General features: G+C 66.0%; 27 protein-coding genes. 13 read left to right on the forward strand and 14 right to left on the reverse strand.

Annotated features, from left to right (window positions below):
- Positions 1-3: 3 nt before the first annotated feature.
- The 3 genes from G341_RS0107500 to G341_RS0107510 all read left to right on the forward strand — a co-directional run bounded on the left by G341_RS0107500 (position 4) and on the right by G341_RS0107510 (position 3095).
- Positions 4-822, forward strand: coding sequence for a bifunctional DNA primase/polymerase (locus G341_RS0107500; protein ID WP_081622463.1), 819 nt, complete (start codon positions 4-6; stop codon positions 820-822).
- Positions 819-2333 (forward strand): DNA primase family protein, encoded by a 1515-nt coding sequence (locus G341_RS23000; protein WP_018178504.1) that lies wholly within the window; start codon positions 819-821, stop codon positions 2331-2333. Before G341_RS0107500 ends, G341_RS23000 begins: the two co-directional genes overlap by 4 nt.
- 255 nt (positions 2334-2588) lie before the next feature.
- Entirely contained in the window at positions 2589-3095 is a 507-nt protein-coding gene (locus tag G341_RS0107510; protein WP_018178505.1) for a hypothetical protein, read from the forward strand.
- Between the two features lie 500 nt (positions 3096-3595).
- Here G341_RS0107510 and G341_RS0107515 read toward each other — a convergent pair whose 3' ends face one another.
- Positions 3596-4567: a hypothetical protein gene (locus G341_RS0107515; RefSeq protein WP_018178506.1), complete on the reverse strand. Its 972-nt coding sequence runs from the start codon at positions 4565-4567 to the stop codon at positions 3596-3598.
- Positions 4568-4877: 310 nt separating this feature from the next.
- Here G341_RS0107515 and G341_RS0107520 point away from each other — a divergent pair, with 310 nt between their 5' ends.
- Positions 4878-6029, forward strand: coding sequence for a phage major capsid protein (locus G341_RS0107520; protein WP_018178507.1), 1152 nt, complete (start codon positions 4878-4880; stop codon positions 6027-6029).
- Positions 6030-6379: 350 nt separating this feature from the next.
- On the opposite strand, the gene G341_RS0107530 is transcribed toward G341_RS0107520, so the two are convergent.
- From G341_RS0107530 to G341_RS0107540, 3 genes are all read right to left on the reverse strand, one after another.
- The gene (locus G341_RS0107530) at positions 6380-6676 is read right to left on the reverse strand and encodes a hypothetical protein (protein ID WP_018178508.1); all 297 of its coding nucleotides are present in this window, start codon (positions 6674-6676) and stop codon (positions 6380-6382) included.
- A 34-nt stretch (positions 6677-6710) separates the two neighbouring features.
- Positions 6711-7097: a DUF1304 domain-containing protein gene (locus tag G341_RS0107535; RefSeq protein ID WP_018178509.1), complete on the reverse strand. Its 387-nt coding sequence runs from the start codon at positions 7095-7097 to the stop codon at positions 6711-6713.
- Positions 7098-7229: 132 nt separating this feature from the next.
- The gene (locus tag G341_RS0107540) at positions 7230-7682 is read right to left on the reverse strand and encodes a MarR family winged helix-turn-helix transcriptional regulator (protein ID WP_026303378.1); all 453 of its coding nucleotides are present in this window, start codon (positions 7680-7682) and stop codon (positions 7230-7232) included.
- 72 nt (positions 7683-7754) lie between these two features.
- Between G341_RS0107540 and G341_RS0107545 the strand changes: the two genes are divergently transcribed.
- Positions 7755-8159: a hypothetical protein gene (locus G341_RS0107545; protein WP_018178511.1), complete on the forward strand. Its 405-nt coding sequence runs from the start codon at positions 7755-7757 to the stop codon at positions 8157-8159.
- A 12-nt stretch (positions 8160-8171) separates the two neighbouring features.
- Here G341_RS0107545 and G341_RS0107550 read toward each other — a convergent pair whose 3' ends face one another.
- Genes G341_RS0107550 through G341_RS0107560 form a run of 3 tightly spaced genes read right to left on the reverse strand, consistent with a single transcriptional unit; the run spans position 8172 to position 10516 of the window.
- On the reverse strand, positions 8172-8948 hold the full coding sequence (locus G341_RS0107550) for a MerR family transcriptional regulator (protein ID WP_018178512.1): 777 nt from the start codon (positions 8946-8948) through the stop codon (positions 8172-8174).
- 27 nt (positions 8949-8975) lie between these two features.
- Entirely contained in the window at positions 8976-9737 is a 762-nt protein-coding gene (locus G341_RS0107555) for an ABC transporter permease (protein WP_018178513.1), read from the reverse strand.
- Entirely contained in the window at positions 9734-10516 is a 783-nt protein-coding gene (locus G341_RS0107560) for an ABC transporter ATP-binding protein (protein WP_018178514.1), read from the reverse strand. The genes G341_RS0107555 and G341_RS0107560 overlap by 4 nt, the downstream gene beginning before the upstream one ends.
- Positions 10517-10611: 95 nt before the next feature.
- Here G341_RS0107560 and G341_RS0107565 point away from each other — a divergent pair, with 95 nt between their 5' ends.
- From G341_RS0107565 to G341_RS0107580, 4 genes are all read left to right on the forward strand, one after another.
- The gene (locus G341_RS0107565) at positions 10612-10941 is read left to right on the forward strand and encodes an antibiotic biosynthesis monooxygenase family protein (RefSeq protein ID WP_018178515.1); all 330 of its coding nucleotides are present in this window, start codon (positions 10612-10614) and stop codon (positions 10939-10941) included.
- Positions 10938-12128 carry a multidrug effflux MFS transporter gene (locus G341_RS0107570; RefSeq protein ID WP_018178516.1) on the forward strand — a complete coding sequence of 397 codons (1191 nt, stop codon included), beginning with the start codon at positions 10938-10940 and terminating at the stop codon, positions 12126-12128. Before G341_RS0107565 ends, G341_RS0107570 begins: the two co-directional genes overlap by 4 nt.
- A 125-nt stretch (positions 12129-12253) precedes the next feature.
- A complete protein-coding gene (locus G341_RS0107575; protein ID WP_018178517.1) occupies positions 12254-12595 on the forward strand; it encodes an ArsR/SmtB family transcription factor in 342 nt (113 codons plus the stop codon).
- A 4-nt stretch (positions 12596-12599) separates the two neighbouring features.
- The gene (locus tag G341_RS0107580) at positions 12600-13085 is read left to right on the forward strand and encodes an SRPBCC family protein (protein ID WP_018178518.1); all 486 of its coding nucleotides are present in this window, start codon (positions 12600-12602) and stop codon (positions 13083-13085) included.
- A 25-nt stretch (positions 13086-13110) separates the two neighbouring features.
- Here the strand turns inward: G341_RS0107580 and G341_RS0107585 are convergent, their stop codons facing one another.
- Genes G341_RS0107585 through G341_RS0107595 form a run of 3 tightly spaced genes read right to left on the reverse strand, consistent with a single transcriptional unit; the run spans position 13111 to position 15889 of the window.
- Positions 13111-13941 (reverse strand): MerR family transcriptional regulator, encoded by an 831-nt coding sequence (locus G341_RS0107585; protein ID WP_043450875.1) that lies wholly within the window; start codon positions 13939-13941, stop codon positions 13111-13113.
- The gene (locus G341_RS21410) at positions 13938-15365 is read right to left on the reverse strand and encodes an MFS transporter (protein ID WP_018178520.1); all 1428 of its coding nucleotides are present in this window, start codon (positions 15363-15365) and stop codon (positions 13938-13940) included. The genes G341_RS0107585 and G341_RS21410 overlap by 4 nt, the downstream gene beginning before the upstream one ends.
- A gap of 59 nt (positions 15366-15424) precedes the next feature.
- Positions 15425-15889, reverse strand: coding sequence for an SRPBCC domain-containing protein (locus G341_RS0107595; RefSeq protein WP_026303381.1), 465 nt, complete (start codon positions 15887-15889; stop codon positions 15425-15427).
- Between the two features lie 221 nt (positions 15890-16110).
- Between G341_RS0107595 and G341_RS0107600 the strand changes: the two genes are divergently transcribed.
- The gene (locus G341_RS0107600; RefSeq protein ID WP_026303382.1) at positions 16111-16734 is read left to right on the forward strand and encodes a L,D-transpeptidase; all 624 of its coding nucleotides are present in this window, start codon (positions 16111-16113) and stop codon (positions 16732-16734) included.
- A gap of 69 nt (positions 16735-16803) precedes the next feature.
- On the opposite strand, the gene G341_RS0107605 is transcribed toward G341_RS0107600, so the two are convergent.
- Entirely contained in the window at positions 16804-17103 is a 300-nt protein-coding gene (locus G341_RS0107605) for a hypothetical protein (RefSeq protein WP_018178523.1), read from the reverse strand.
- Between the two features lie 105 nt (positions 17104-17208).
- Between G341_RS0107605 and G341_RS0107610 the strand changes: the two genes are divergently transcribed.
- The gene (locus G341_RS0107610; RefSeq protein WP_018178524.1) at positions 17209-18069 is read left to right on the forward strand and encodes a universal stress protein; all 861 of its coding nucleotides are present in this window, start codon (positions 17209-17211) and stop codon (positions 18067-18069) included.
- Positions 18070-18073: 4 nt separating this feature from the next.
- Here G341_RS0107610 and G341_RS0107615 read toward each other — a convergent pair whose 3' ends face one another.
- Positions 18074-19597, reverse strand: a complete 1524-nt coding sequence (locus G341_RS0107615) for a dolichyl-phosphate-mannose--protein mannosyltransferase (protein ID WP_018178525.1) — start codon at positions 19595-19597, stop codon at positions 18074-18076.
- 164 nt (positions 19598-19761) lie between these two features.
- Between G341_RS0107615 and rsmI the strand changes: the two genes are divergently transcribed.
- Complete coding sequence (gene rsmI, locus G341_RS0107620) at positions 19762-20592, forward strand: 16S rRNA (cytidine(1402)-2'-O)-methyltransferase (RefSeq protein WP_026303383.1); 831 nt, start codon at positions 19762-19764, stop codon at positions 20590-20592.
- 22 nt (positions 20593-20614) lie between these two features.
- On the opposite strand, the gene G341_RS0107625 is transcribed toward rsmI, so the two are convergent.
- Together G341_RS0107625 and G341_RS0107630 are read right to left on the reverse strand one after the other, a co-directional pair.
- Positions 20615-21052 carry an acyl-CoA thioesterase gene (locus G341_RS0107625; protein WP_018178527.1) on the reverse strand — a complete coding sequence of 146 codons (438 nt, stop codon included), beginning with the start codon at positions 21050-21052 and terminating at the stop codon, positions 20615-20617.
- A gap of 35 nt (positions 21053-21087) precedes the next feature.
- Positions 21088-21675: a TetR/AcrR family transcriptional regulator gene (locus G341_RS0107630; RefSeq protein WP_018178528.1), complete on the reverse strand. Its 588-nt coding sequence runs from the start codon at positions 21673-21675 to the stop codon at positions 21088-21090.
- 149 nt (positions 21676-21824) lie between these two features.
- Between G341_RS0107630 and G341_RS0107635 the strand changes: the two genes are divergently transcribed.
- Complete coding sequence (locus tag G341_RS0107635; RefSeq protein WP_018178529.1) at positions 21825-22985, forward strand: acyl-CoA dehydrogenase family protein; 1161 nt, start codon at positions 21825-21827, stop codon at positions 22983-22985.
- Positions 22986-22991: the final 6 nt, after the last annotated feature.

Consider the following 22991-nt stretch of genomic DNA (forward strand, 5'->3'; position numbering starts at 1 on the left):
AACATGACCAATTCTACCGTATTCGCAAGAGTCGCACCACGATTGGCCAACGAGGGCTGGCCGGTCTTCCCGCTGGTGCCACGCTCCAAGATCCCGTTCGCCGGGAGCCACGGGCACCTGGACGCCACGAGCGACCCCGCTCTGGTGTCTCGCTGGGCGTCGGAAACGCCAGAAGCCAACGTCGGCCTCCGACCCCCGGAGGGTGTGCTCGTGTTTGACGTGGACGCGCCGGGGCAGTTTCGGCGCTGGAGGACCGGCCTGGGGCTGGAGCTGCCGACCACTCGCGAGGTCCGGACCCGGCGCGGCAGTCACCTGTACTACCGCCTGCCGGACGGCTGCCCGGCGCTTCGGGCCGAACTCAAGGACGGTGAGACCCGGTTGGTCGATTTGAAGCGGTCGAACGGGTTCGTGCTCGCACCGGGTTCGGTCGCGGCGAGCGGCAAGCTGTACCGGCTCGTCCGTGGGCTTCCGCTGGCCGCGCTGCCGACGTTGCCGGATTCCTGGCTGCCGCACCTTGCCCGCCCGGAACCGAAACGGCGGCAGTCGGTTTCCGGTCAGGCGGAGTCTTCGGGGAGCGGGGACCCGACACGGCTCGCGCGGCTGCTCGGCGTGAAGCGACCGGGGCAGGGCCGCCGGGGGTTCCTGCGCTGGGCGCTGTGCGAGGCGTGGCGCACCTTCGGGGACGACCCGCCCCAGCTGGAGCGCGCACTGGTCGCGCTCGAACAAACCGCTCTGCAGGTCGGGCTGGACCCGGCCGACGTTTCCGGGCTGTCCGAGTGGGCCGCCCGCCAGCACGCCGACGTGAAGGAACCGACAACGTGAAGCTCCCAACCGAACTGCAACACAGCCTGAAAGTGGTTCCGCTGGAACTGCGCGACGAACACAACCGGCTCATGCTGGACGACTCGCCACTGTCCGCGTTCCTCGCGCAACGGCTGCGGCCCGTCTACCGTTTCGTACCGGGTCTCGGCTGGCACCGCTACAACGGCAAGGTCTGGCGCAACGTCGCAGACGACCGTTTGACCGAAGAGGTTCAGAAGCAGCTGACCGACCTGTTCGCGCTGGAGGCAACCCAAGCCGACTCGGACCGCCGAAAGCGTCTGGCCGGGCTGCTGTCCAGCGCTCGGGTTCGCGCGGTCAAGGGGTTGTTGCGCGGGCTGCTGCTGGAGGACGCGGGCAGCTTCGACTCGGTCGAACACGCGCACCTGCTGAACTGCCGCAACGGGGTGCTCGACTTGCGCACGGGGGAGCTGCGGCCACACGACCCAGACCTGTTGTTCACCAAGCTGACTCGCGCGGCCTACGTTCCGGATGCACGCCACCCCGACTGGGACGAGGCGCTGCGGGCGCTTCCCGACGAGCAGGTCCGGCAGTGGTTGCAGACAAAGCTCGGGCAAGCGGCCACCGGCCAGCCGCCGACCGACGACGTGCTGCCGGTGCTGTTCGGCGACGGCAGTAACGGCAAGTCAACGGTGCTGGCGTTCCGGTACGCGCTTGGCGACTACGCCAACACGGTTCCCGAACGGCTGCTGACCGCCCGCCCGTCGGACCACCCGACCGAGCTGACCACGCTTCGCGGGTTGCGTTGCGGCGTGCTGGAAGAACTGCCCGAGGGGGTGTTCTCGGTGAGACGGCTCAAGGCGCTGCTCGGCACGTCGGAGGTCTCGGCCCGAAAGACGGGGCAGGACAACATCACTTGGTCGGCAACCCACAGCTTGGTCATCTCGACCAACTACCGACCACGGGTGCTGGAGACCGACCACGGAACCTGGCGACGGTTGGCGCTGGTCACGTTTCCGCTGCGGTACCTGCCGACCGACAAGCCGCTGGAACGCGAGAACGACCGGCACGGGCAGGCCGGACTGCGCGAGCGTCTCGAACGCGGACGCGAGCAGCAGGAGGCAGTGCTGGCGTGGTTGGTCGAGGGAGCCCGGCGCGTGTACGACGGAACCGACGAGCAACAGGTGGTGCCACTGCCCGCGCGGGTCCAGCTCGACACGACTGACTGGCGCAACAACGTTGACTTGCTGGCCCTGTTCGCCGAGTCCGAGCTGGCGTTCGACGCGGCCTCGTCCGTGCTGTCGCGAGACCTGTTCGACGAGTTCACGAAGTTCCTGGCGAGCCACGGGCACGCCAAGTGGTCCGACCAGACGTTCACCGAGAAGCTGGCGACGCACGACCTGGCGCACCGGCACGGTCTGACCAAGACCCGAACACGGCCGAAACAACTGTCGTGGCCGTCCTGGCAGAAGAACCCGACCCGGCCGAAAGACAAGGTCTCGCAGTGGCACGGAGTCCGGTTCCGCACCGCCGAGGACGACCTTGACGAGTGACAGGCGGGCAGGGGTGGGCAGGGGTCGTCGGGAATTTCCCAGGAAAACCACTGACTTTTCTCTCGCTGAGAACTACTGCCCACCCCTGCCCGGCCGAGCCCGGAGAGTCGCTCTGCCGCAGGTCAGAGGCACTGCGAGGGCTGTTGCGCGCGTGGGGACGCGTGCGCACGCCGCGATCTCGCACACGCGAGGGCCGCGCGGGAAGCTCCTCCTGACCAGGCACCCACACCACCACCACAACCCAAGGAAGGCAACGTGACCGAGACAGAGCAGGCGAGCGACGAGGACGCCGAGCTGGTGCGCGCAACGGCACGAGTGCGCAGGCGACTGAGCAAGACCGGGCAACTGCGGCGGCAGGAAGTGCGGCTGGCGCTGAGCCGGGAGCTGCGGCACCTGGCCGACCAGGTGGCCGACGAGCTGGAGGCCGAAGAGGTCGCGACGAAAGTTCCTGCGCCGCAGGGGTCGTGGGTGCTGCGGCTGGCTGGGGCAGACGAGCCCTCGGCGTCGGCTGGGGTTGCTGCCCCGTCGTCGGGCAGCGAGTACGGCAAGTGTGCCGACTTCACCGGGGTGCTGTACAAACTGACAGACCAGCTGCTGCATCAGTGTGTCCGTCGCGACGACAAGCCGGACTACGACCGCGCGTTCACCGCCACCCGCCGGGCGCTCAGTCAACTCGAACAGCTCGCACAGCATGACCGCGACCGAGTGGTGACCGAGACCGTCCTGCGACTGCGGGCCGCTCGGCGGACTCCCGCGAACTGACGCGGGCCGGGTGGCCACCAGAGGCCGGCTATGGTCTCTCGATTTGAGGACGGCTAAGGGAGCGGGTCGGCCGGGGTATCCGGCGATAGGGGGAGTTCGCGCCACTGCCTGCATATGGCTCAAGAAGCCACGCCAAGGTGCGGCTTCTCTCCCCCTAGTAATCCAATCTATTCTTCGCGCCCAACGTGTTTCGCTGGTCTGGTGAGAAACTGCTCCGAAACCGGTTGCGAGGCAACGGCTCGTGCGCGCGGCCTGTGTCGCAACCACTATCAGCGGCGCTGGGCCGCGAACGTCGCCGAACGATGCACTGTTGACGGTTGCGGCCGTCCGCGCAAGGGTCGCGGACTGTGCCAGCACCACTACGACGCCTGGAAGACCTCGTCTGAGGCGGTCGCCGTCCTCGGCGCGTGCTCCGAACCGAGCTGCGAACTGCCGCGCCACGCTCGCGGTCTCTGCGACCGCCACTATCAGCAGTGGCGCTGGCGCAACGGCCGCAGCAACTAGTCGCGGTTCAGCTTGCGGTACTTCCGGACCGGCGGAAGTGGTTCCCAATCCGATTCGCCGACCGTGGCGACTCCCGCACTATCGACGGCGATCCCGCCCCATCCTGTCGTGCCGAACTCGCAGCGCTTCGCATGTGCGACCGCCCGGTTCCTTCGCAAGGAGCCAGGCACTGGATTTCCGGTCGTGTCGTCCCAGTCCGGCTCCACTAGTTCCTCACTCAACCATCCCCTGAACTCGTTGCTCTTGGAGTGGAATTCGTTGACCTCCTGAAACACCGCTTCCTTGACCTGATCCCAGAACCATCCCGAAAACTCACGTGCCCGCGTCGAATATTTCTCCAACAGAGGCAGAAATGCGACGTTCTTCTCTTGGGTCTCGATGAACCGCAACGCCGGTTTAGTCCATTTTGAGAACTTTTCCAATTCGTCTCGTTTCAATTCAACCGAGTTGATCCACTCGACAGGGGCCGGGGGGACGTGCCGCCATCGGGTGCCGATCGATAGCACTGGCACGGTGTGGTGCAAGGTGCAGTTTCGCAGATCGAACAGGAACTTGATGTCGTCGTCGCCGAACATGTCGGTGACCTTTGGCGTGTAGACCTGCACCTCCCAGATCGTGCGGTGGTCGTCTTTGCCGTTGCGTTCGGCCTCTGGTATTCGCGTCGGCCAGACCTTGCGGTGCGTGGCCCGCTGGATGTCTCGAAGCGTGGCGACCGAGGCAATGTAGTTGTGGAGCAGGCGTATCGCCTCGTCCTCGAAGTCGTCGGGCAGATCCCTTACGTGCTTGGGGGTACCCACAAAGGTGGCGAGGTGGTTGTGTAGCTCTTGGCCGTTCGCAGAGAACAGTTTCGACGTTCGGTTCAGCGTCTCGAAGCGCTCATGATGGTCCTTACCGGGAAGCTCGTCGAGGTATTCGAGTCGTCGTTCCCGTTCCTCTGCCCACCCAAATTTTCGGCTTTGCTCCGCCATTGCCGCCCCTCTCGCCCCTCGCTGGCGTCAAAGCTACTTCAACCGTGCGACAGAATCGCGTAGATACGGGACGAGAGTTGCTAAGACATTGTAGTAACTCCCGAGAGTCACTGCTGCACAGTAAAATCGGGGTGCAGACGTTCGGCCCATGGTCCGTCCCCAGACCCGCAAGGGTGCTGGCCCGACCGGCTTCGCTGACGTCGCACGACCAGCGGTCACAGCCTCCTTGGCCTTCAGCCCGTCCGTCGTCCAATCCGCACATTTCTTTGCGCGACGGATGACCGGCGCGCACCACCAAGGAGCAATTCAGATGGATAAGTGGCTGAAGCAGCGCGCAGAACTCCTGCGCTCGGCCAAGAGCCTGATCGACGCACGCAAGTCGGCCGATCAGGAACTGAGCACCGACGACCGCGCGCACCTGCAGAAGGTCTCGGATCAGGTCGACGAACTCGACCAGAAGATCGACGCCGCCCGGCGCGATGCACCGATCGCCGCGAAGTTCGGCGAGCACCGGCCCGGCCCCAACCTGCCCGGCTCGACGGGTGACGAGGCGCTGGCGCGCAAGTCGGTGACCGATGAGGGCATCCGCGCCATGGCGCGCAAGTTCGCGACGCAGGCGACCGGCGGTGCCAAGTCGTTCGAGATGCTCGGCGATGGTGGCGGCACCTCGGCGATGGTCATCGAGCTGGCGTCCCTGCCGCAGGCACCCAACACCCTGCTTGAGGTCATCCCGCAGAAGCCGCTGGCCTCGCCGCCGCTGTTCAAGTTCCTGCAACAGCGGGTCCGGTCGAACAACGCGGCCCCGGTCGCGACCGGCGGGACCAAGCCGACCACTCCGATGTCACTGGAGACGGTCGAGTCGAGCCTGCGGGTCGTCGCCCACATGTCGGAGCCGATCGACAAGTACATCCTCGGCGACGTCAACGGGCTGTACAACTTCATGCAGGGCGAACTGCGCTACGGGCTATTCCAGACGCTGGAGGCACAGGTCCTCGGCGGCGACGGGGTCGCACCCAACCTGCACGGCATCCTCGGCACCTCGGGTCTGCTGAACCAGGCGTTCAACACCGACATCTCGCGGTCGGTGCGCTCGGCGATCACCAAGCTCGAATCGACCGGCTACACCCCGGCCGCCGTGGCGATGAGCCCGGCCGATTGGGAAGCCGTGGAGACGTCGGTGACCACCGGCTCGGGCGAGCTGGTCCTGCCGAACACCCCGGTCGACCGCGCCAACCAGCGGCTGTGGGGTGTGCGGGTGGTGCTGTCGAACGCGCTCCCGGCCAAGACCGCGCTACTGCTCGGGCAGGACACCTGTTGGATCGCCACCGATGGCGTCGTCGCGTTTGACATCGACCGCTCGATCGGCTTCGCCAAGAACGAGATCCAGTTCCGTCTGGAGGGCCGCTGGGAGACTGCGGTCACCCGGCCGAGCGGCATCGCCAAGGTCGCCACAGCGGCCTGACGCCGCGTCTGGCCTGCTGAAATTTCCGGGTGCTAGCAGCCTTCCGGTAGCGATCGACCCCGCCATTCTCCCTTCGGGTGACGGGGTCGATTCGTGTTCGAACGGGGCACAGAGAGGGCACACCGCGTTAGTACCAGGCAGTACCCGCTAGTTACTAGCTAGGCCATAGCACTGCCGCTCACAGTGGCTCGCAGGGTCGTGACCGGCGATGTATGCTGAGGTGCCGTCTCGTTCGCATCGAGAAGGTCAGGGGTTCGATTCCCCTTAGCTCCACAGCGTTTGGGCAGGTAGAAGACGTTTCCGTATCGGTCAGGAGCGTCTTTTCTCGTTCCTCCGGCGGGTCGTGGCCCTTAACGGAGGCGCACGGGGAATAGCTCGGTTCGCTCGATGACGCGGTCGCGTTCTGCTGCCAACGCAGTCCTCCGAGGGTCGGCCAGGTACGAGTCCAGCATCGCCTGGCCGGCGAAACGAAACAGCTGCACCTCACGCGGATTGCCGTCTTGGCCATCACCGATGGCCCGCTGAACGATCTCACCGCCGTGCTCGGGGATGAGCGCCAACACTCGGTCCTCGTACTCCGTCAGCCCGGACGCTTGTCCGTCCCGGGCCCACAGCATGCAGCAGAGCAGTACCTCGTCTCCGGTCATGGCCCTATTCTTCCGGCGGGACGGACTGGGTTCGTCACAGGCTGAGCCCGATGATCAGCACGGCCAGCGCCAGCAGCGGGAAGGTGCCCTGCCGGATGGCCGCCGGCCGGTGCGCGGCCGAAGCGACGAACAGCACCACGGCGGCAGCGAACATCGAACCGACTCCGGTGAGCGTAAGCGTCGCGCCGATCACCTTCTCGCCGGACGCGGCGAACACGATTCCGATGCCGACCACAATGGCCAGAAACAGGTTGTAGAAGCCTTGGTTGAAGGCCAGAAATTTGGTGGTTTGCGCTTCTTCTGCGGTGGTGCCGAACACCTTTCGGGCCCGCGGGCTCTCCCAGGCGATCGACTCGAGATAGAAGATGAAGACGTGCAGCAGCGCGGCGATACCCGCGAGAACGTATCCGGCAACGGTCATGAGATCCCCAATCGGGTTGGCCGCGAGCGCATTCGGTCAGGGATCGCACCTTCGCGAGTCATCGGCGGGTGAAGCTGTGGATCTGAAGTTTACGAGAACGTCGGGGCGCCGTCCGGAGTTTCGACACCGGCCTTAATCGTCGTGCGTTGCTGCGGGATCGACCGCATCGCCGAGTCGTCTGAGCAAACCGATCAGCGTGCGTTGCTCTGTTGGGCTCAGCGGCGCGAGTACCGCCTTCTGCACGTCGGCCAGCATGTCGTCCAGTCGGACGAGTTCGGTGTGGCCGCTTGCGGTGAGCGTGACGACGTTGCGTCGATTGTCGGCAGGGTCGCGTTCCCGGGCGAGCAGTCCACGATCTTCCAGTTCGGTCACCGCCAGGGTGACGTCCTTGCGGTCGATGCCGGTGTGCCGGCCCAGCTCAGCCTGACTGAGCGGACCGTACTGCTCGGCCGCGGCCATCAATCGATAGTGGTAACCGCGTATACCCGCCTCGGCAAACGCGGCTCCGAGAATTCTTTGTGAGCGCGCGTTGGCTCGGCTGAGCAACCAGGTGGGCTTGTCCGCGACTCGACGTAGTGGCACCACGCAAGCCTAGGGGATTGATGGGTGCACCAACAATTATGTATCGTTGGTGTACCCAACAGTTAGGAGACGCTGATGACCACGACCTTTGGGCCCCAACTCATCGGGGAGACAGAGAAGACGCTCAATGCGGTGCTGCTTCGTGTCCTGGAAGGCACCGGACTGACCGAGCCGCAATGGGTGACGCTCCGCATCGCCTCGCAGAACGAGACAGGCGCGGAGTTGGTCGAACTCGTGGCCGACCGTGCACACTTTCCGGAGGCGGCGCACCTCGTTGCCGATCTGACCACTCGTGACCTTCTCGACGGCCAGGGCCTCTCAGCGGCCGGGCGCGAGCTCATCACCGGGCTGCAGCAACGGATAGGCGAGTCCGCGCTCCCGATCTTCGACGGCCTCGATGCAGGTGATGTCGCGGCAACAGAACGGGTGCTCAACCGTCTGATCGACCGGGGTCGCGAGGCCTTGGCGACGGCGACCTGAGAGTCGGCGCACTCAGCCGGCCGGCTCGATGCGTTTCAGATTCGTCCAACCGGTCCAGCCACGTTCCTCGAGCAGCCGGAGGAATCGCGGCGCCGCCGGGACGAGCTCGAGGAACAGCTCGTCCAGAAGCTTCGCGAGATCCTCAGGCAGCCCGCCCTCAACATCGCTCGACTTCGGGTTCGCCGCGTCGGCGACCTCAAGCGCCGTGACGAGCCGGTCACCGAGCGCCGGCAGCCGCGGATCATTCGGCCCCCAGTCGATCGTTTCGGCCAGATCGCGGTACAGCGCAAGGGTTTCCGGGTCGTCGAGCTGTTGCTGCTTCATCGTCATGTAGAGCGGCATCTGCTCGGGAAGCTGGGCCGCCACCAGGATCCATGCGTCGCGTTCTCCGCCGATGAAGCGGTCGGTGAAGCCCAGTTCGCGGAGTCGTCCGAGGTAGGCCGCCGCCTCATCAGGTAACGCGAGACTGTCGCCGGCGGCCAACTGCGCGATCCGTTCGCGATGACGCTGCCGTTCGCGGATCTCGGCCCGTAGCCGGCGGTCGATGTCCTCGACCGCCGCCGCGAACTCGGTATCGCTCGCGACCAGCAGCTCGCCGACCCGCGACAGCGGAACGCCGGCCTCGGCCAGCGTGCGGATCTTGATGAGGTCGGCAACCGCGTCCGCGTGGTACCGGCGGTAGCCGGAATGATCGCGTTCGGGTTCGGGCAGCAGGCCTTTGGCGTGATAGTGCCGGACCGCCCGCACCGTGACCCCGGCGTAGTCGGCGAGCTGACTGATCGTGAGCATGGCCCTATTCTCCGAGCTCGATGGCCGTCATGCGATCTTGTGGCGATATGTGCGCATCGCGAGGGCGTAGGAGACCAGCAGGATGCCGAAGCACCAGGCCAGGGCGATCCAGCCCTCGTGGCCGAAAGGCCGCTCGGCGTAGAGGTTTCGGATGGTGTTGACGATCGACGTGACCGGCTGGTTCTCGGCGAACCAGCGCACCGGGCCGGGCATGCCGCCCGTCGGGACGAACGCGGAGCTGATGAACGGCAGGAAGATCAGCGGGTACGAGAACCCGCTCACGCCGTCGACCGACTTCGCGGTGAGCCCGGGGATCACGGCCAGCCAGGTGAGCGCCAGCGTGAACAGCACGAGGATCCCGAACACGCCGAGCCACGCGCCGACGCCGGCGCCGGAGCGGAAACCCATTGCGAGAGCGACGAGTACGACCAGCACCAGCGAGATCAGGTTGGCGACGAGCGAGGTCAGCACGTGCCCCCACAGCAACGCGGACCGGGCGATCGGCATCGATTGGAACCGTTCGAAGATCCCGGTCGACACATCGGTGAAGAGTCGGAGCGCCGTGTAGGCGATGCCCGATGCGACGGTGATGAGCAGGATCCCGGGCAGCAGATAGTTGACGTATTTCTCGCCGCCCGTGTGGATCGCGCCGCCGAGGACGTAGACGAAGAGCAGCAGCATGCCAATCGGTGTGATGGCCGTGGTGATGATGGTGTCGGGACTGCGCGCGATGTGACGCAGCGATCGGTTCAGCAGGGTCGCGGTGTTGCTGGGGAAGTCGTTCGTCATGACTGGCTCCTTGCGGCGGTGCGGTCGTCGTCGCCGACGATGGAGAGGAAGATTTCTTCGAGGGTGGGCTGCTTCTCGACGTACTCGACCTTTGCCGGCGGCAGCAGCTGCTTGAGCTCGGCGAGTGTGCCGTTCGCGATGATCCGGCCCTGATGCAGGATGGCGATCCGGTCGGCGAGATGTTCTGCCTCATCGAGGTATTGGGTCGTGAGCAGCACCGTGGTTCCCTGTCCGGCGAGCTGGCGCACGGTCGCCCAGGCCTCCAGCCGAGCCTGCGGGTCGAGCCCGGTGGTGGGCTCGTCGAGGAACAGCACCGGCGGGTCGCCGATCAGACTCATCGCGATATCGAGGCGGCGGCGCATCCCGCCCGAGTAGGTCGATACGCGGCGTCCGGCCGCGCCCGTCAGGTCGAAGCGGGCCAACAGGTTGTCGGCGATCGCGTCGGCGTCGGAGAGCCGGCGCAGCCGGGCGATGAGGACGAGATTCTCCCGCCCGGTCAGGATCTCGTCGACGGCGGCGAATTGGCCTGTGAGGCTGATGGATCGGCGAACCTTTGCCGGCTCGGCGGCGACGTCGAAGCCGTTGACGGAGGCGGTGCCGCCGTCGGCTTTGAGCAGCGTCGACAGGATCCGGATCGTGGTGGTCTTGCCGGCGCCGTTGGAGCCGAGCAGCGCGAAAATAGTGCCCGCGGGAACGCTGAGATCAACGCCCTGCAGCACCGGATTGTCGCCATAGGACTTGGTGAGTCCGGCGATCTCGATGGCTGTTTCTGTGGTCATGAAAAGAGCGTGCAACCCTGACGCTGCGTCAAGGTCAAGCCGTCGTCTGGAAAATCCGACTGCACCGCACTGACCGGGGCTGCAATGATCGGGCGATGGATGACTTCGCCCAGACGCCGCGGCCGCCCTACGTCGCCGTGATCTTCACATCGCTGCGCACCGACGGCGATAACGGATATGCGGTCATGTCGGCCCGGATGGACGAGTTGGTCGCGCGGCAGCCGGGCTTCCTCGGCGTCGAATCGGCGCGTGAGGGCGTGGGCATCACCGTGTCCTACTGGCGCGACGAGGAATCGGCGGCGGCGTGGAAGCAGGTCGCTCAGCACGCGGTCGCGCAGCAGCGTGGTCGCGACGCCTGGTACCGGGACTATCAGGTGCGCGTCGCCACGGTGACCCGTTCGTACGGTCCCGACGGACCTCGATGAACCGGCCCGGATCCCGCATCCGGCTCATCGGGCTGCTGGGTGCGCTGTCGGCGTTCGGGCCGATCACCACCGACGTCTACCTACCCGGATTGCCGCAGGCGGCGAAGGATCTGCACGTATCCAGCTCGTCGATCCAGCTGACTCTCACCACCTGTCTGGTCGGTCTGGCGCTGGGCCAGCTGCTCGTCGGGCCGCTCAGCGATCGGTGGGGACGACGGCGTCCGATGATCGCGGGCATGGCGGTGTTCGCGGTCGCCTCGGCGCTGTGCGCCATCGCGCCGAATGTGTATCTGCTGGACCTGTTTCGGCTGCTCCAGGGTGTTGCCGGGGCGGCCGGAATCGTGGTGGCGATGGCGATCGTCCGCGATCTTTACAGCGGTACCGAGGCGGCGCGCTCCTACTCGATCCTGTTGGCTGTCAACGGGATCGCGCCGATCGCCTCGCCGGTGGTCGGCGCGCAGCTGCTACGGGTGATGGACTGGCGCGGGCTGTTCGTCGTGCTGGCCGGGCTGGGCGTGGTCTTTCTACTGGCGGCGGTCGTGGCGGTGCCGGAGACCCTGCCGGTCGAACGCCGCCGCACCGGCGAGGTGGCCGACATGTTCCGCAACGTACGGCACCTGTTCGTCGACCGCAGCTTCATGGGCTACGCGCTTGCCGGCGGACTATCGTTCGCCGCGATGTTCGCCTATATCTCCGCGTCCGCCTTCGTCTTTCAGGATGTGTACGGCACGTCGGCGCAGCAGTTCAGCGCGTTCTTCGCGGTCAATGCGATCGGCATTCTGCTGGGCAACGCCGCGAACACCCGACTAGTGCGCAGGTGGTCGCCGCAGGTGGGCCTCAACATCGGTCTGGCAGGGGTATTCATCGGCGCCGCAGCCACTTTCGTCGTGACAACTGCGGGCCTGGGAATCTGGTACCTGGAGCCCGCGCTGTTCGTGATGGTGGCGTCGATCGGCCTGACCATGCCCAATGCGACCGCGCTGGCCCTGGAGGATCACGGCGATGCGGCCGGCGCCGCGTCGGCAGGCGTCGGGTTGCTGCAGTTCGGGCTGGGTGCACTGGCGGCTCCGTTGGTCGGTATCGGTGGCAGTCATTCGGCGGTGCCGATGGGCATCGTCACGGTCGTGGCGGCGGTCTTGGCCCTGGTCGCGCGCGTCGCGCTGGGCCGGAGTCGGCGGGCGATCTAGGGGCGGCTGCTCAAACCGTGGGGATAGCGGGATGCCGTTGACATATCGTCCACCGCTCCCCGCTATCCCCACGGTTCGAGCAGAGCCTCTTGCAACATACAACCGATTGGTTGTATGTTTGGGGAGTGATCGAGGACGACGAGGACAAGGCGGACGCCATGTTCCACGCGCTCGCCGACCGCACCCGGCGCGACATCATGCGGCGGGTTCTGGCTGGAGAGCACTCGGTCTCGGCGCTCGCGGCGAAGTACGACATGAGTTTCGCCGCAGTGCAGAAGCACGTCGCTGTGCTGGAAAAGGCTGGACTGCTTGTCAAACGACGCAGTGGACGCGAGCAGCTGGCCAGCGGTGACGTGGAAGCGGTGCGGGCGGTATCGACCATGCTCGCCGAGCTCGAGCAGCTCTGGCGTGGTCGTATCTCGCGCATCGACGAACTCATCGCAACCGAATCCGAACAGAAGGAATGAAGCAATGCCGGTCACCAAAGTCACCCCCGATACCGACGCGCTCACGCTGACGATCAACGCCGAGTTCGACGCGCCGGTGGCGCGGATCTGGCAGATCTATGCCGACCCCCGGCAGCTCGAAAAGATCTGGGGCCCGCCGACTTACCCCGCGACCTTCGTCGACCATTCGCTCACCCCGGGCGGACGCGTCAGCTACTACATGACCAGCCCGGACGGCGAAAAGTACTGCGGCGTATGGCAGGTGACGGCCGTCGACGAGCCGCGCAGCTTCAGTTTCGACGATGCGTTCGCCGACGAGCAGTTCAACGTCATCGAGTCGATGCCGACGTCGAACAATGACTACAGCTTCGTCGAGGTGGATGGTCGCACCCACGCCACCTATGTGAATCGCTATCAGACCGCCGAGGCCCTCCAGAAGGTCCTCGACATGGGCATGATCGAGGGCGCAACCGGAGCGATCAACCAGATCGACGACTTCATCAAGGCCTGACCGGCGCGGGTTGGCGTACCGCGGGTTAGTTGGTGCGGAACACCGGCCAGCAGACCTCGGTGCGCCAAGCGGACTCGTCGTCGGTCTCGTGCGGGCCGACGACGTAGTACTCGCGTATCGGCCCGTCGATCCCGATCGAACGGTTCGCGACCTCGGATCCCAGCCGCCAATAGGTGCGATCGAGCTCATGCAACGATCCCGAATGCACCATGGTGGCCACGTCCAGTCCCGGAAGTTCGATCGGGCTCGGCAGTTCGACGGTCCGGTCCGGCACGCACGGCACGAACGCGGTGACCTCGCCGCCGGTGTCGCGCTCGAAGAAGTCTCCGGTGTAGAGCGATCCCTTCGCGCCGGTCGGTGTGAGGCCGGCGGACTTGATCTCGGCGAGCAACTCGTCGAAGGTGGCGACCCACCAGGGGGCGAATTCGTCCACAGTCACGATTGCGGTGCGCCCCACCGCGATCGCCGGTTCGAGCGTCCGGAATGTCAGCGGCCCTGCAGGGGGCGGCTCCAGCAGATTGCGCAGCCCCGAGACCGTCGCCTGCGTTTCCGCGAGTTGCTTTTCGACGCGACTGAGGTGATGGGCGATCACGGAGTTGCGCACCTGCGGGTCGTCTGCGGCGACGACCTCCCGGATCTCGTCGAGCGGCATGTTCAACTCGCGCAGTCGGCGAATCACCTGTGCGGTCGGCACCTGTCCGGTGTCGTAGGACCGATAGCCCGATGAGGGATCGATCTGCGCGGGCTCGAGCAGGCCCAGCTCGTGGTAGTGGCGCAGCGCCTTGATGCTCAGGTACGTCATGCGAGAGAACGAACCGATCGACACGATTGTCACGGGAGCAGTATGCGCGGTCATCGTGACACCTTGGGCAGCATCCGGGTCAGGACGGCGACGACCGCCAGTGTTCCGGCCATCGTGATCGCGGTCCACTCCATGGCCGACGCGGGCGCTCGGTCGGCGTGGGCATAGAAGACGACGCCGATTCCGGCGACGCCAATCGCGTTGCCCGCCTGCTGAATCGTGGACAGTGCACCGGAGACCGCGCCCGCGGTCTCCGGTCGCGCCTGGCCCAATACCGTGGTCGTCAACGGTGTGATGCACAGTCCCTGGCCTGCGCCGAGCAGGAACAGTCCGGGGAACAGGAGACCCACCGATCCGCCGATTTCGATGTGGCCCACCGTCGCCGCCAGCAGCAGGTCGGCCATCGCGGCGACCGAGGCGCCGATCAGGATGATGGTGCGGCCGTAGCGGATGGTCAGTTCTGGAGCGCGCAACGAGGTCAGCAGATAGCCGGCCGCGAGGACGGCGAACACCGCGCCTGATCCCAGCGGCGTCATGCCGCGTCCCTGCTGCAGGTACAGCGCCAGGAAGGTGTAACCGGCGGCCTGCTGGACCCAGAACATCAGCTGTGTCGCGAGCCCGGCACGCAACGGACCGACGAAGATCCGCGGGTCGAGTAGTGCGTCGCCGCGGCGTTCTGCGGTCCGACGCTGCTGAAACACGAAGGCCGTCAACAGAATCGGTGCAGCGGCGAGGCACATCCACGACCATGCGGGCCAACCGGACTCGCGGCCCTCGATCAGCGGCAGCAGCAATGCGACCAGGGCGGCCGTGATCAACCCGACGCCGCGCACATCGAGACGGCCCGAACCGGATTCGGCACGCGACTCGGGCATCAGCCGCGGCGCCAGCACCAGGGCCACCAGCCCGATCGGGACGTTGATCCAGAAGACGGCGCGCCAGTCGAGTCCGGCGATGTCGGCGCGAATGAGCAGCCCGCCGACGATCTGGCCGGCGACTGCCGCCAGTCCCATCACCATTCCGTAGATGCTGATCGCCCGGGTCTGGGCTGCGCCGGTATAGAGAACGCCCATCAGGGACAGGATGTTCGGCGCCATCGCCGCCGCGCCGGCGCCCTGCGCGAGTCGAGCCGCAACCAGCATTTCCGGGTTGACCGCCAACGCGCACAGCGCGGATGCCGCGACGAAGATGCCGACTCCGATCGTGAAGAGTCGGCGGCGTCCGTAGATGTCGCCGAGGCGTCCGGCGGTGATGAACCCGGCCGCGCTCGTGAGGGCGTATCCGGCGACGATCCATTCGATCGCACCGTCGCCCGCGTCCAGATCGGTCGAAATGGCCGGCAGCGCGACATTGATGATGAAGAAGTCGAGGACGAAGATGAACGTCCCGGCCATGAGCACGGCGAGCGGTGCCCAGTACAGAAACGGCCGCGCGGCAGCGCGTACCTCGGGTGTGGGGTCGAGTGTTGTGGTGTCCATGCATCGACCGTCGGATCTCCCCCAAGGGGAGAGTCAACAGTCGAGTACGGAGAACTCCGTTACTGCTGTTCGCAGTATGTCTTGAGGGCGTCGGCCTCGGCGGCCAGGCCCTCCCGCATCGACTGCCCGAACTGCTTGTCGGCGGTGGATTTCGCGATGCCGTTCAGGCGCAGTTCGACGGTGTAGCGGCAGCCGCCGTCACTCGGTTCCAGCGTCCGATGCCGCTCTCCCTTGGCGAACAGGGTGAACCAGCCCAGGTCGCACCAGACGAAGCGGCGCCCGCGGTCGGCCTCCAGAATCCGGTGCCGGTAGTGCTGTTCCTTGCCGCGCAGCAGCGGCCAGACGTCGACCTTGCTTCCCGCCGCCACCGTCCCGGACGCGCGGACGACCCAGGGATTCCATTGGTCATAGCCGTCCAGATCGGTAAGGACGTCATAGACCTGTTCGGGTGTCGCGGAAATGTCACGGACTTCGCGGTAGACGATCACGCCGGCAACGATGCCTGGCGCGGTGTCGGTGTCCAACAACGGGGTATCGGGGGCCTGAACTTTCGGGGTGTGACGAAACCACCGAAAGAAGTTTGCAAAGGTAAATATGCAGGTCACCAAGGTGATGCTCGGACCTGTTTGAGGTATGGTGTCCGATTCGGTCGGATGACAAACTTTCGATGTACCAACTGCCATGGCACTATGAGCGGCGGTCGGGACGTGATCGTTCCGTTATGGATTACTGAAGGGTGTCTCCAGTGCAAAGACTGACAGCACGGATTGTGGCGTTGATCGCGGGTGTTCTCGCGCTCGGCCTCGCGCTGCCTGCCGTTGCAAGTGCCGATCCGTTGTGGCCTGGTGGCCCCGATGTGCCGTGGTACCACGCTCCGCAGGCGCCTGCGCCGCAGAAGCCGAAGCCGCAGCCGCAGCAGAACCCCGCGGGTCCGCCGGTTCCCACCTCCACTGGCTGGGAGGCCGTCGCTGACGACACCACCCACCAGATGACGGTGTGGCACAACGGCGAGGTCGTCAAGACCATTCCGATTTCGATGGGTTCCAACGCGCACCCGACTCCGAACGGCGTCTACCACACGATGTCCAAGGAGCAGCACGTCGTGATGGACTCGTCGACTTACGGCGTTCCGGTGGATTCGCCCGAGGGCTACAAGACCGACGTCTACTGGGCGCAGCGGATGACCTGGGACGGCATCTACCTGCACGCCGCGCCGTGGTCGGTGGAGCAACAGGGTCACAGCAACGTGAGCCACGGCTGCATCAACGTCAGCAACGAGAACGCCAAGTGGGCGTTCGACAACTTCCCGATGGGTACCCCGATCGTCGTGAAGAACACGGTCGGCGGGCAGCTCAAGCCCGGGCAGTAGGCAAGACAGCCAGAACTGGCGCCGTCCCAATGGGACGGCGCCAGTTCTGTTTTGGTCGGAAGCTTTGTCTCAGTGATTCCGGAAGGCGCCGTAGGTGCTCGAGAGGAACACGACGAACAACGTGAACAGGAACCAGCCCGCGCCCTGCCACACCCGCCAACCGGCGTTGCGCCGCCACTGGCGATAGGTCTCGATCTGGGCGCCGATCGCACCCACGAACACCACCAGCGGGAAAGCGATGAAGACCCCGATCGGAATGTCCGGCCCGGACACGGCGCGTGCGACCCCCAACACACCGAGTGCTACCGCGACGACGGCTAGGCAATAGCCGACGGCCTGTTGATACGGCGAGCGTCCCTGAACATGCATCGTGGTTCTATCGTGGAGCCGAATGGGCCACGGGGTCAATGCCGGAATACTCTGAGCTGAGATCGTGTTGGTCGCTAATGAATTGCAGCGAGATGGGAGTCTCAGATGAATGACCGGATCGTCGTTGGAGTCGATGGTTCTGGACCATCCGATGAAGCCGTTGTCTGGGCCGCGAAGGCTGCCGAGCGCGAACATCGGGAGCTGCACCTCTACAGCATGTATCAGCTGCACAGCGCCGCCTACGCGGTCGCGCCCGTGCCGCAGGACGTGATCGATCGCGTGCGGACGGACGCCGAGGCGCTCGTCCGGGACGCCGCGGACAAGGCCCGCGCCGCCGCGCCGGAGATCGAGATCACCGCCTCTGTCGCCGACAGCCGCCCGGCCGTGGCCCTCATCGACGCGTCGAAGACCGCGAGCATGGTCGTCGTCGGCAGCCGCGGACTCGGCGGTGCCAGCGGGCTGCTGCTGGGCTCGGTGGGCGCAGAGCTGGCGTCGAACTCGTACTCGCCCGTCGCGATCGTCCGCGGCGCGGCCGACGCGGCCGGGGGCCCGGTGGTGGTCGGCGTCGACGGATCCAAGCTCAGCCAGAACGCGGTGGCCGAGGCGTTCCGCCAGGCTTCCTTCCGCAACGCGAAACTCGTTGCGGTGCAGACCTGGTCGGATCTGCCCGATAGCGTGTTCGCGGGCTATGGCCTGGACGAGTCCGTGCTGCAGTCGGAGATCGACGAGGCGCGGGAGTCGCTGGGCGAGCGTCTGGCCGGCTACAGCGAGCAGTACCCGGACGTCGTGGTCGAGCGCGTCGTGTCGCCCGCCGGACCGGTGGAACAGCTCCTGGAGTCGTCGAAGAATGCGCAGCTGCTGGTCGTGGGTTCGCGCGGCCGCGGCGGCTTCACCAGCCTGCTGCTCGGCTCGACGAGCCAGGCGCTGCTGCACAAGGCCACCGTGCCGCTCCTGGTCGTGCGATAGGCGGCTACCGCCAGGAGGGTAGCCATAGCTGCTGATTCCAGATCTCTTGGGAGATCGGGTACCCCGTGAGGATCGGCCACAGCCAGACGAAGTTGACCACACACAGCCCCATGTAGGTGGTCGCGATCAAGATGCCGATAGTTCTTCGTTCTCGTCCGAATGACGCGAAACGTCCATCGGCACCGAGGATGTCGCCGAGTATCAGCGCCAGCCCCATCACCAGGAACGGCGCCATGGACGTCGCGTAGAAGAAGTACATTTGCCGATCGAGGTTCATGAACCACGGCAGGTAGTTGCTCAGATAACCGACCATCACGACGGCGTAGCGCCAATCGCGGCGGATCAGCCAGCGCCACATGCCCCACAGCAGCACCGGTATCGAGAGCCACCACATGATCGGTGAGCCGATCAGATACATGCCGTGCACGCAGTCGCTGCCGTCGCACTTGTCAGGGCCGTAACCGATGGCATAGAGCATGGGGCGCAGGCTCATCGGCCACGTCCACGGCTTCGATTCCCACGGATGGTGGTTGCCGTTGGAGTTGGTCAGGTTCTCATGGAACTTGAGGACCTGGTCGATCTCGTAGTACCAGAGCGACCGGAATGCGCCGGGAATCCATGACCAAGTGTGATCGTCGGGGACCTGCCGGCCGACCTCGAATCGGTAGACCGACGTCTCGCTGTTGAACCAAGGGATGTAGGTGGCCAGGTATACGAGCATCGGCAGGATCGCGAGGCTCGCAAAGGACGGCACCACGTCCCGCAGCAGCGTGCCTTTCCATGGCCGCGCAACGTGATACGCCTTGCGGCCCGCGACATCGAACGCCAGCGACAGCAACAGGAACGCCAGTACCACGTAGATCCCGGACCACTTGACGCCGCAGCCCAGCCCGAGCGCGATGGCGCAGCCGAATCGCCACCAGCGGAACCCGAGCCGTGGCCCGAGCGGCGAATCATGAATGCGCCCTTCGATATACACGCGATACATGCGCTCGCGCTGCTGGTCGCGATCGGCCAGCAGGCACGACAGGGCGACGAGAATCAGGAAGGCCTGGAAGATGTCGAGCAGTCCGACCCGCGACGACACGTAGGTGACGGCGTCGACGGTGAGCAGGATGCCGGCGATCGCGCCGACCATCGTCGAGCGCGACAACCGGCGGACGATGCGAATCGTCAACAGCACCATGATCGTTCCGACGACCGCCGACATGAACCGCCAGCCGAGCGGCGAATAGCCGAACATCCATTCGCCGATGGCGATGAACCACTTGCCGACCGGCGGGTGCACGATCAGCCCGTAGCCGGGGTTGTCCTCGATCCAGTTGCCGCCGGTGAGTACCTGCCAGGCCTGCGGCACGTAATGCTTCTCGTCGAAGACGGGGGTGTGATTGTCGGTCGGGCTGGTCAGGTTCCAGAATCGGGTGACACCCGCGATGGCCGTGATGACCAGCGTGACGATCCAGCCCCGCAGTCGGTCGGGGGCGCCGAAGATCGGCAACGGGATCTCGGGCCCCGGCGCGCCGCCCATCGCTGCGGAGGTGCCAGGTGCCGGCGCCGGTGCAGCCGGATGGGGAGCAGTAGGTGCCGACACCCGGCCAATCGTAGGCTGTTGCACGGTGAAGGCGGTGGACGGTGGCTGACGGCGTAGGAGAAACGGACGCGCTCGCGGGTGCGGGCGGGTCCGGACCGGCGATTCCGCCGGGCACGCTGGTGCTGGCGGCCACGCCGATGGGGCAGTATGGCGATGCGTCGCCGCGGCTGGCGGCGGCGCTGGCGTCCGCCGATGTGGTGGCAGCCGAGGACACCCGCCGGACGAAGGCGCTGGCCGCCGCGTTGGGCGTGACCATCGGCGGCCGGGTGATCAGCTACTACGACCAGGTCGAGGCCAGCCGGACGCCGGATCTGGTGGCCGAGATCGCGGCCGGTTCGTCGGTCCTGGTGGTCACCGACGCCGGCATGCCCTCGGTCAGTGATCCCGGATACAAACTCGTGGCGGCCTGCGTCGAGGCCGGCCTGCCCGTGACCTGTCTGCCCGGGCCGTCGGCGGTGACCACCGCGCTGGCCGTCTCGGGGCTGCCGATGGAGCGGTTCTGCTTCGAGGGTTTCGCGCCGCGCAAGTCGGGCGCGCGGAAGAAGTGGTTTGCACCGCTGGCGACCGAGCCGCGGACGGCGGTGTTCTTCGAGGCCCCGCATCGGCTCGCCGACTGCCTGGCCGATGCCGTGGCGGTGCTTGGGCCGGATCGCCGCGCCGCGGTGTGCCGGGAGCTGACCAAGACCTATGAAGAGGTGCGCCGCGGCACGCTCGGGGAGCTCGCGGAATGGGCCGCGGATGGGGTGCGCGGCGAGATCAGTGTGGTGCTCGCAGGCGCCGAGTCGACTCCACCGTCGGTGGCGGACCTGGTCGGCGAGGTGAACGAACTGGTCGGCGGCGGCACCCGGCTGAAGGATGCCTGCGCCGAGGTGGCCGCCCGGGCCGGGGTATCGCGCCGCGAACTCTATGAGGCGGTGCTGGCCGCGCGCTGACAGCGGAAGGGTTGGCGGTGCGCTAGCGCATCGGGGCCGGGTCGCCCAGATGCGCGTTCAGGACCCGCTTGGCGCCGTCCGGGATGGCCCGGGCCGACTCGGTCTCGAGATCCGCTGCAACGCAGACGGTCTTGGCGAGGGCCACGCGCTTGCCCCAGGCGTCGAGCATCTCGTAGTCGAAGGTGAACGACGATTCGCCGACGCGGCTCACCCAGATGAGCACCTTGGCAGGATCGGGCGAATAGTGCAGCGGCCGCACGTATTCGATGTCCTGGCGGGCGATCAGGATCGGTCCCAGCACGGCGCGACTGTCGCCGTCGAACCACAGATCCATCGCGCGGACGCGAGTCTCCTCCAGGAGGCGGGCGAACTGCACGTTGTTGACGTGGTTCAGCGGATCCATATCGCCCCAGCGCAGCTGCAGCTCGATCGCCGTCGGATTGTTCTCACTGTCGGACACGCACTGCACTGTAGGCGACCGGAAACGGCCCTCGATCAGTCGGTGACGGCGATTGTGACCTGCGGCTTAGAACCGTCGCCGGTGTGGGCGATGCGATCCCACGCGGCATCGACCAGTGGTTGCAGCAGCAGGTCGCCCAGCTGGCGCATCAGCACATCCACCACCTGGGTGGACTCCGGGCGCCGGGTTGACGCCAGGCCGGCGCTGCGCATCGCGGCGACCTCGTGCCGGGTCAACTCGACCAGGGCATCGACGAGATGGATATTGCGTTCGGACGGGTCGAGGATCGCCCGGCGGAGATACTGCACGACCGTGGGATTGTCGGCCAGCATCTCGCGTACCGCGGCGTCACGCGCCGCCGCGACGGTCGCGGCATTTCCGTGCGGATCAACCGAATTGACCGTCTGCGAGAAGTAGTCGACGACGAGCTGATCGACCGAGTCGCGCAGGCCGGCCTTGGTCTTGTAGTGGTGCTGGACGAGCCCGAGGGTGACACCGGCGGCGGTGGCGATCGCGCGCAGCGACACGCGTTCCTCGCCGTGCTCGGCGTAGAGGTCCAGGGCGGCATTGCGGATCCGTGCCTTGGCGGTCAGATCGTCATCGGTCGCTCGGGGATTGACCACCCTGCCTCCTTCTTCGCTGCTCGCCGGATGCCGAAATCCTAGGTCAGGTGGACGTGTGACTCAGACAACTGTACCGGCGCATCTTTTCCGATACACACGTATAGTGCACTGGGTACCTGACCCAGTCCAGAAGATCAATTGGAGATCCGATGTCACAGCTGTTTCCCGACTACCGGCCCACCTGGGAGACCGACGCGCACCGTGACCTGCGCCGGCACGCCGCCGACTTCATCAAGAAGGAAGCGTCGCCGCATCGCGAGCGCTGGTCGCAGCAGCACGCCGTCGACCGCGAGTTCTGGAACAAGGCCGGCGACGCCGGACTCCTCGGGCTCGATCTCGATGAGAAGTGGGGTGGCGCGGGCGGCGACTTCGGCATGCAGGCCGTGGTCCAGGAAGAGCTGATCTACGCGCACGACAACGGATTCGGCTTCTCGGTGCATTCGCCGATCGTCTCGAAGTACCTCGAGAACTACGGCAACGACCAGCAGCGGGCCCGCTGGCTGCCGGGTGTCATCAGTGGCGAACTGGTGGCGGCGATCTCGATGACGGAGCCGGGGACCGGTTCGGATCTGCAGTCCGTGCGCACCACCGCGATTCGCGACGGCGACCATTACGTCATCAACGGCTCGAAGACCTTCATCTCCAACGGAACCCACTGCGACCTGCTGGTGATCGTCGCCAAGACCGATCCGTCGCAGGGCGCCGCGGGTGTCTCGTTGATCGTCGCCGAGACGAAGGATCTGCCCGGATTCGAGCGCGGCCGCGTCCTCGAGAAGATGGGGCAGCATGCCCAGGACACGCGCGAGCTGTTCTTCACCGACATGCGGGTTCCGGTGGCGAATCTCCTTGGCGAGCAGGAGGGCCTGGGCTTCTACCAGCTGATGGGCGAGCTCGCCCGCGAGCGGCTGATCATCGCGTCGGTGTGTTCGGCGCTGGCCGAGGCCGCGATCCTGGAGGCGCTGCAGTACTCGAAGGATCGTGAAGCGTTCGGACGGCCGATCGGCAAGTTCCAGCACAATGCGTTCGTGCTGGCGGAGTGCAAGACCGAGGCGTTCGCGATCAAGTGCACCGTCGACACCGCCATCCAGCAGTACATCGACGGCCACAACGATCCGGCCACAGCGTCGATGGCCAAGCTGTTCGCCGCCGAGACCAGCGACAAGATCGTCGACCGCTGCCTGCAGCTGTTCGGTGGCTACGGCTACATGATGGAGTACCCGATCGCCAACATGTACACCGGATCTCGCGTCAACCGCATCTACGGCGGTACCAGCGAGATCATGAAGGAGATCATCTCCCGCTCGATGTAGTCCGCG

It is taken from the genome of Jongsikchunia kroppenstedtii DSM 45133, from assembly GCF_000380485.1.
Lineage (GTDB): Bacteria > Actinomycetota > Actinomycetes > Mycobacteriales > Mycobacteriaceae > Jongsikchunia > Jongsikchunia kroppenstedtii.

Coding starts and splice junctions, on each gene's coding strand:
- G341_RS0107500 (WP_081622463.1), top strand. CDS start 4: ATGACCAATTCTACCGTATTCGCAAGAGTCGCACCACGATTGGCCAAC.
- G341_RS0107515 (WP_018178506.1), bottom strand. CDS start 4,567: ATGGCGGAGCAAAGCCGAAAATTTGGGTGGGCAGAGGAACGGGAACGA.
- G341_RS0107520 (WP_018178507.1), top strand. CDS start 4,878: ATGGATAAGTGGCTGAAGCAGCGCGCAGAACTCCTGCGCTCGGCCAAG.
- G341_RS0107530 (WP_018178508.1), bottom strand. CDS start 6,676: ATGACCGGAGACGAGGTACTGCTCTGCTGCATGCTGTGGGCCCGGGAC.
- G341_RS0107535 (WP_018178509.1), bottom strand. CDS start 7,097: ATGACCGTTGCCGGATACGTTCTCGCGGGTATCGCCGCGCTGCTGCAC.
- G341_RS0107545 (WP_018178511.1), top strand. CDS start 7,755: ATGACCACGACCTTTGGGCCCCAACTCATCGGGGAGACAGAGAAGACG.
- G341_RS0107550 (WP_018178512.1), bottom strand. CDS start 8,948: ATGCTCACGATCAGTCAGCTCGCCGACTACGCCGGGGTCACGGTGCGG.
- G341_RS0107555 (WP_018178513.1), bottom strand. CDS start 9,737: ATGACGAACGACTTCCCCAGCAACACCGCGACCCTGCTGAACCGATCG.
- G341_RS0107560 (WP_018178514.1), bottom strand. CDS start 10,516: ATGACCACAGAAACAGCCATCGAGATCGCCGGACTCACCAAGTCCTAT.
- G341_RS0107565 (WP_018178515.1), top strand. CDS start 10,612: ATGGATGACTTCGCCCAGACGCCGCGGCCGCCCTACGTCGCCGTGATC.
- G341_RS0107570 (WP_018178516.1), top strand. CDS start 10,938: ATGAACCGGCCCGGATCCCGCATCCGGCTCATCGGGCTGCTGGGTGCG.
- G341_RS0107580 (WP_018178518.1), top strand. CDS start 12,600: ATGCCGGTCACCAAAGTCACCCCCGATACCGACGCGCTCACGCTGACG.
- G341_RS0107585 (WP_043450875.1), bottom strand. CDS start 13,941: ATGACCGCGCATACTGCTCCCGTGACAATCGTGTCGATCGGTTCGTTC.
- G341_RS21410 (WP_018178520.1), bottom strand. CDS start 15,365: ATGGACACCACAACACTCGACCCCACACCCGAGGTACGCGCTGCCGCG.
- G341_RS0107605 (WP_018178523.1), bottom strand. CDS start 17,103: ATGCATGTTCAGGGACGCTCGCCGTATCAACAGGCCGTCGGCTATTGC.
- G341_RS0107610 (WP_018178524.1), top strand. CDS start 17,209: ATGAATGACCGGATCGTCGTTGGAGTCGATGGTTCTGGACCATCCGAT.
- G341_RS0107615 (WP_018178525.1), bottom strand. CDS start 19,597: ATGGGCGGCGCGCCGGGGCCCGAGATCCCGTTGCCGATCTTCGGCGCC.
- G341_RS0107635 (WP_018178529.1), top strand. CDS start 21,825: ATGTCACAGCTGTTTCCCGACTACCGGCCCACCTGGGAGACCGACGCG.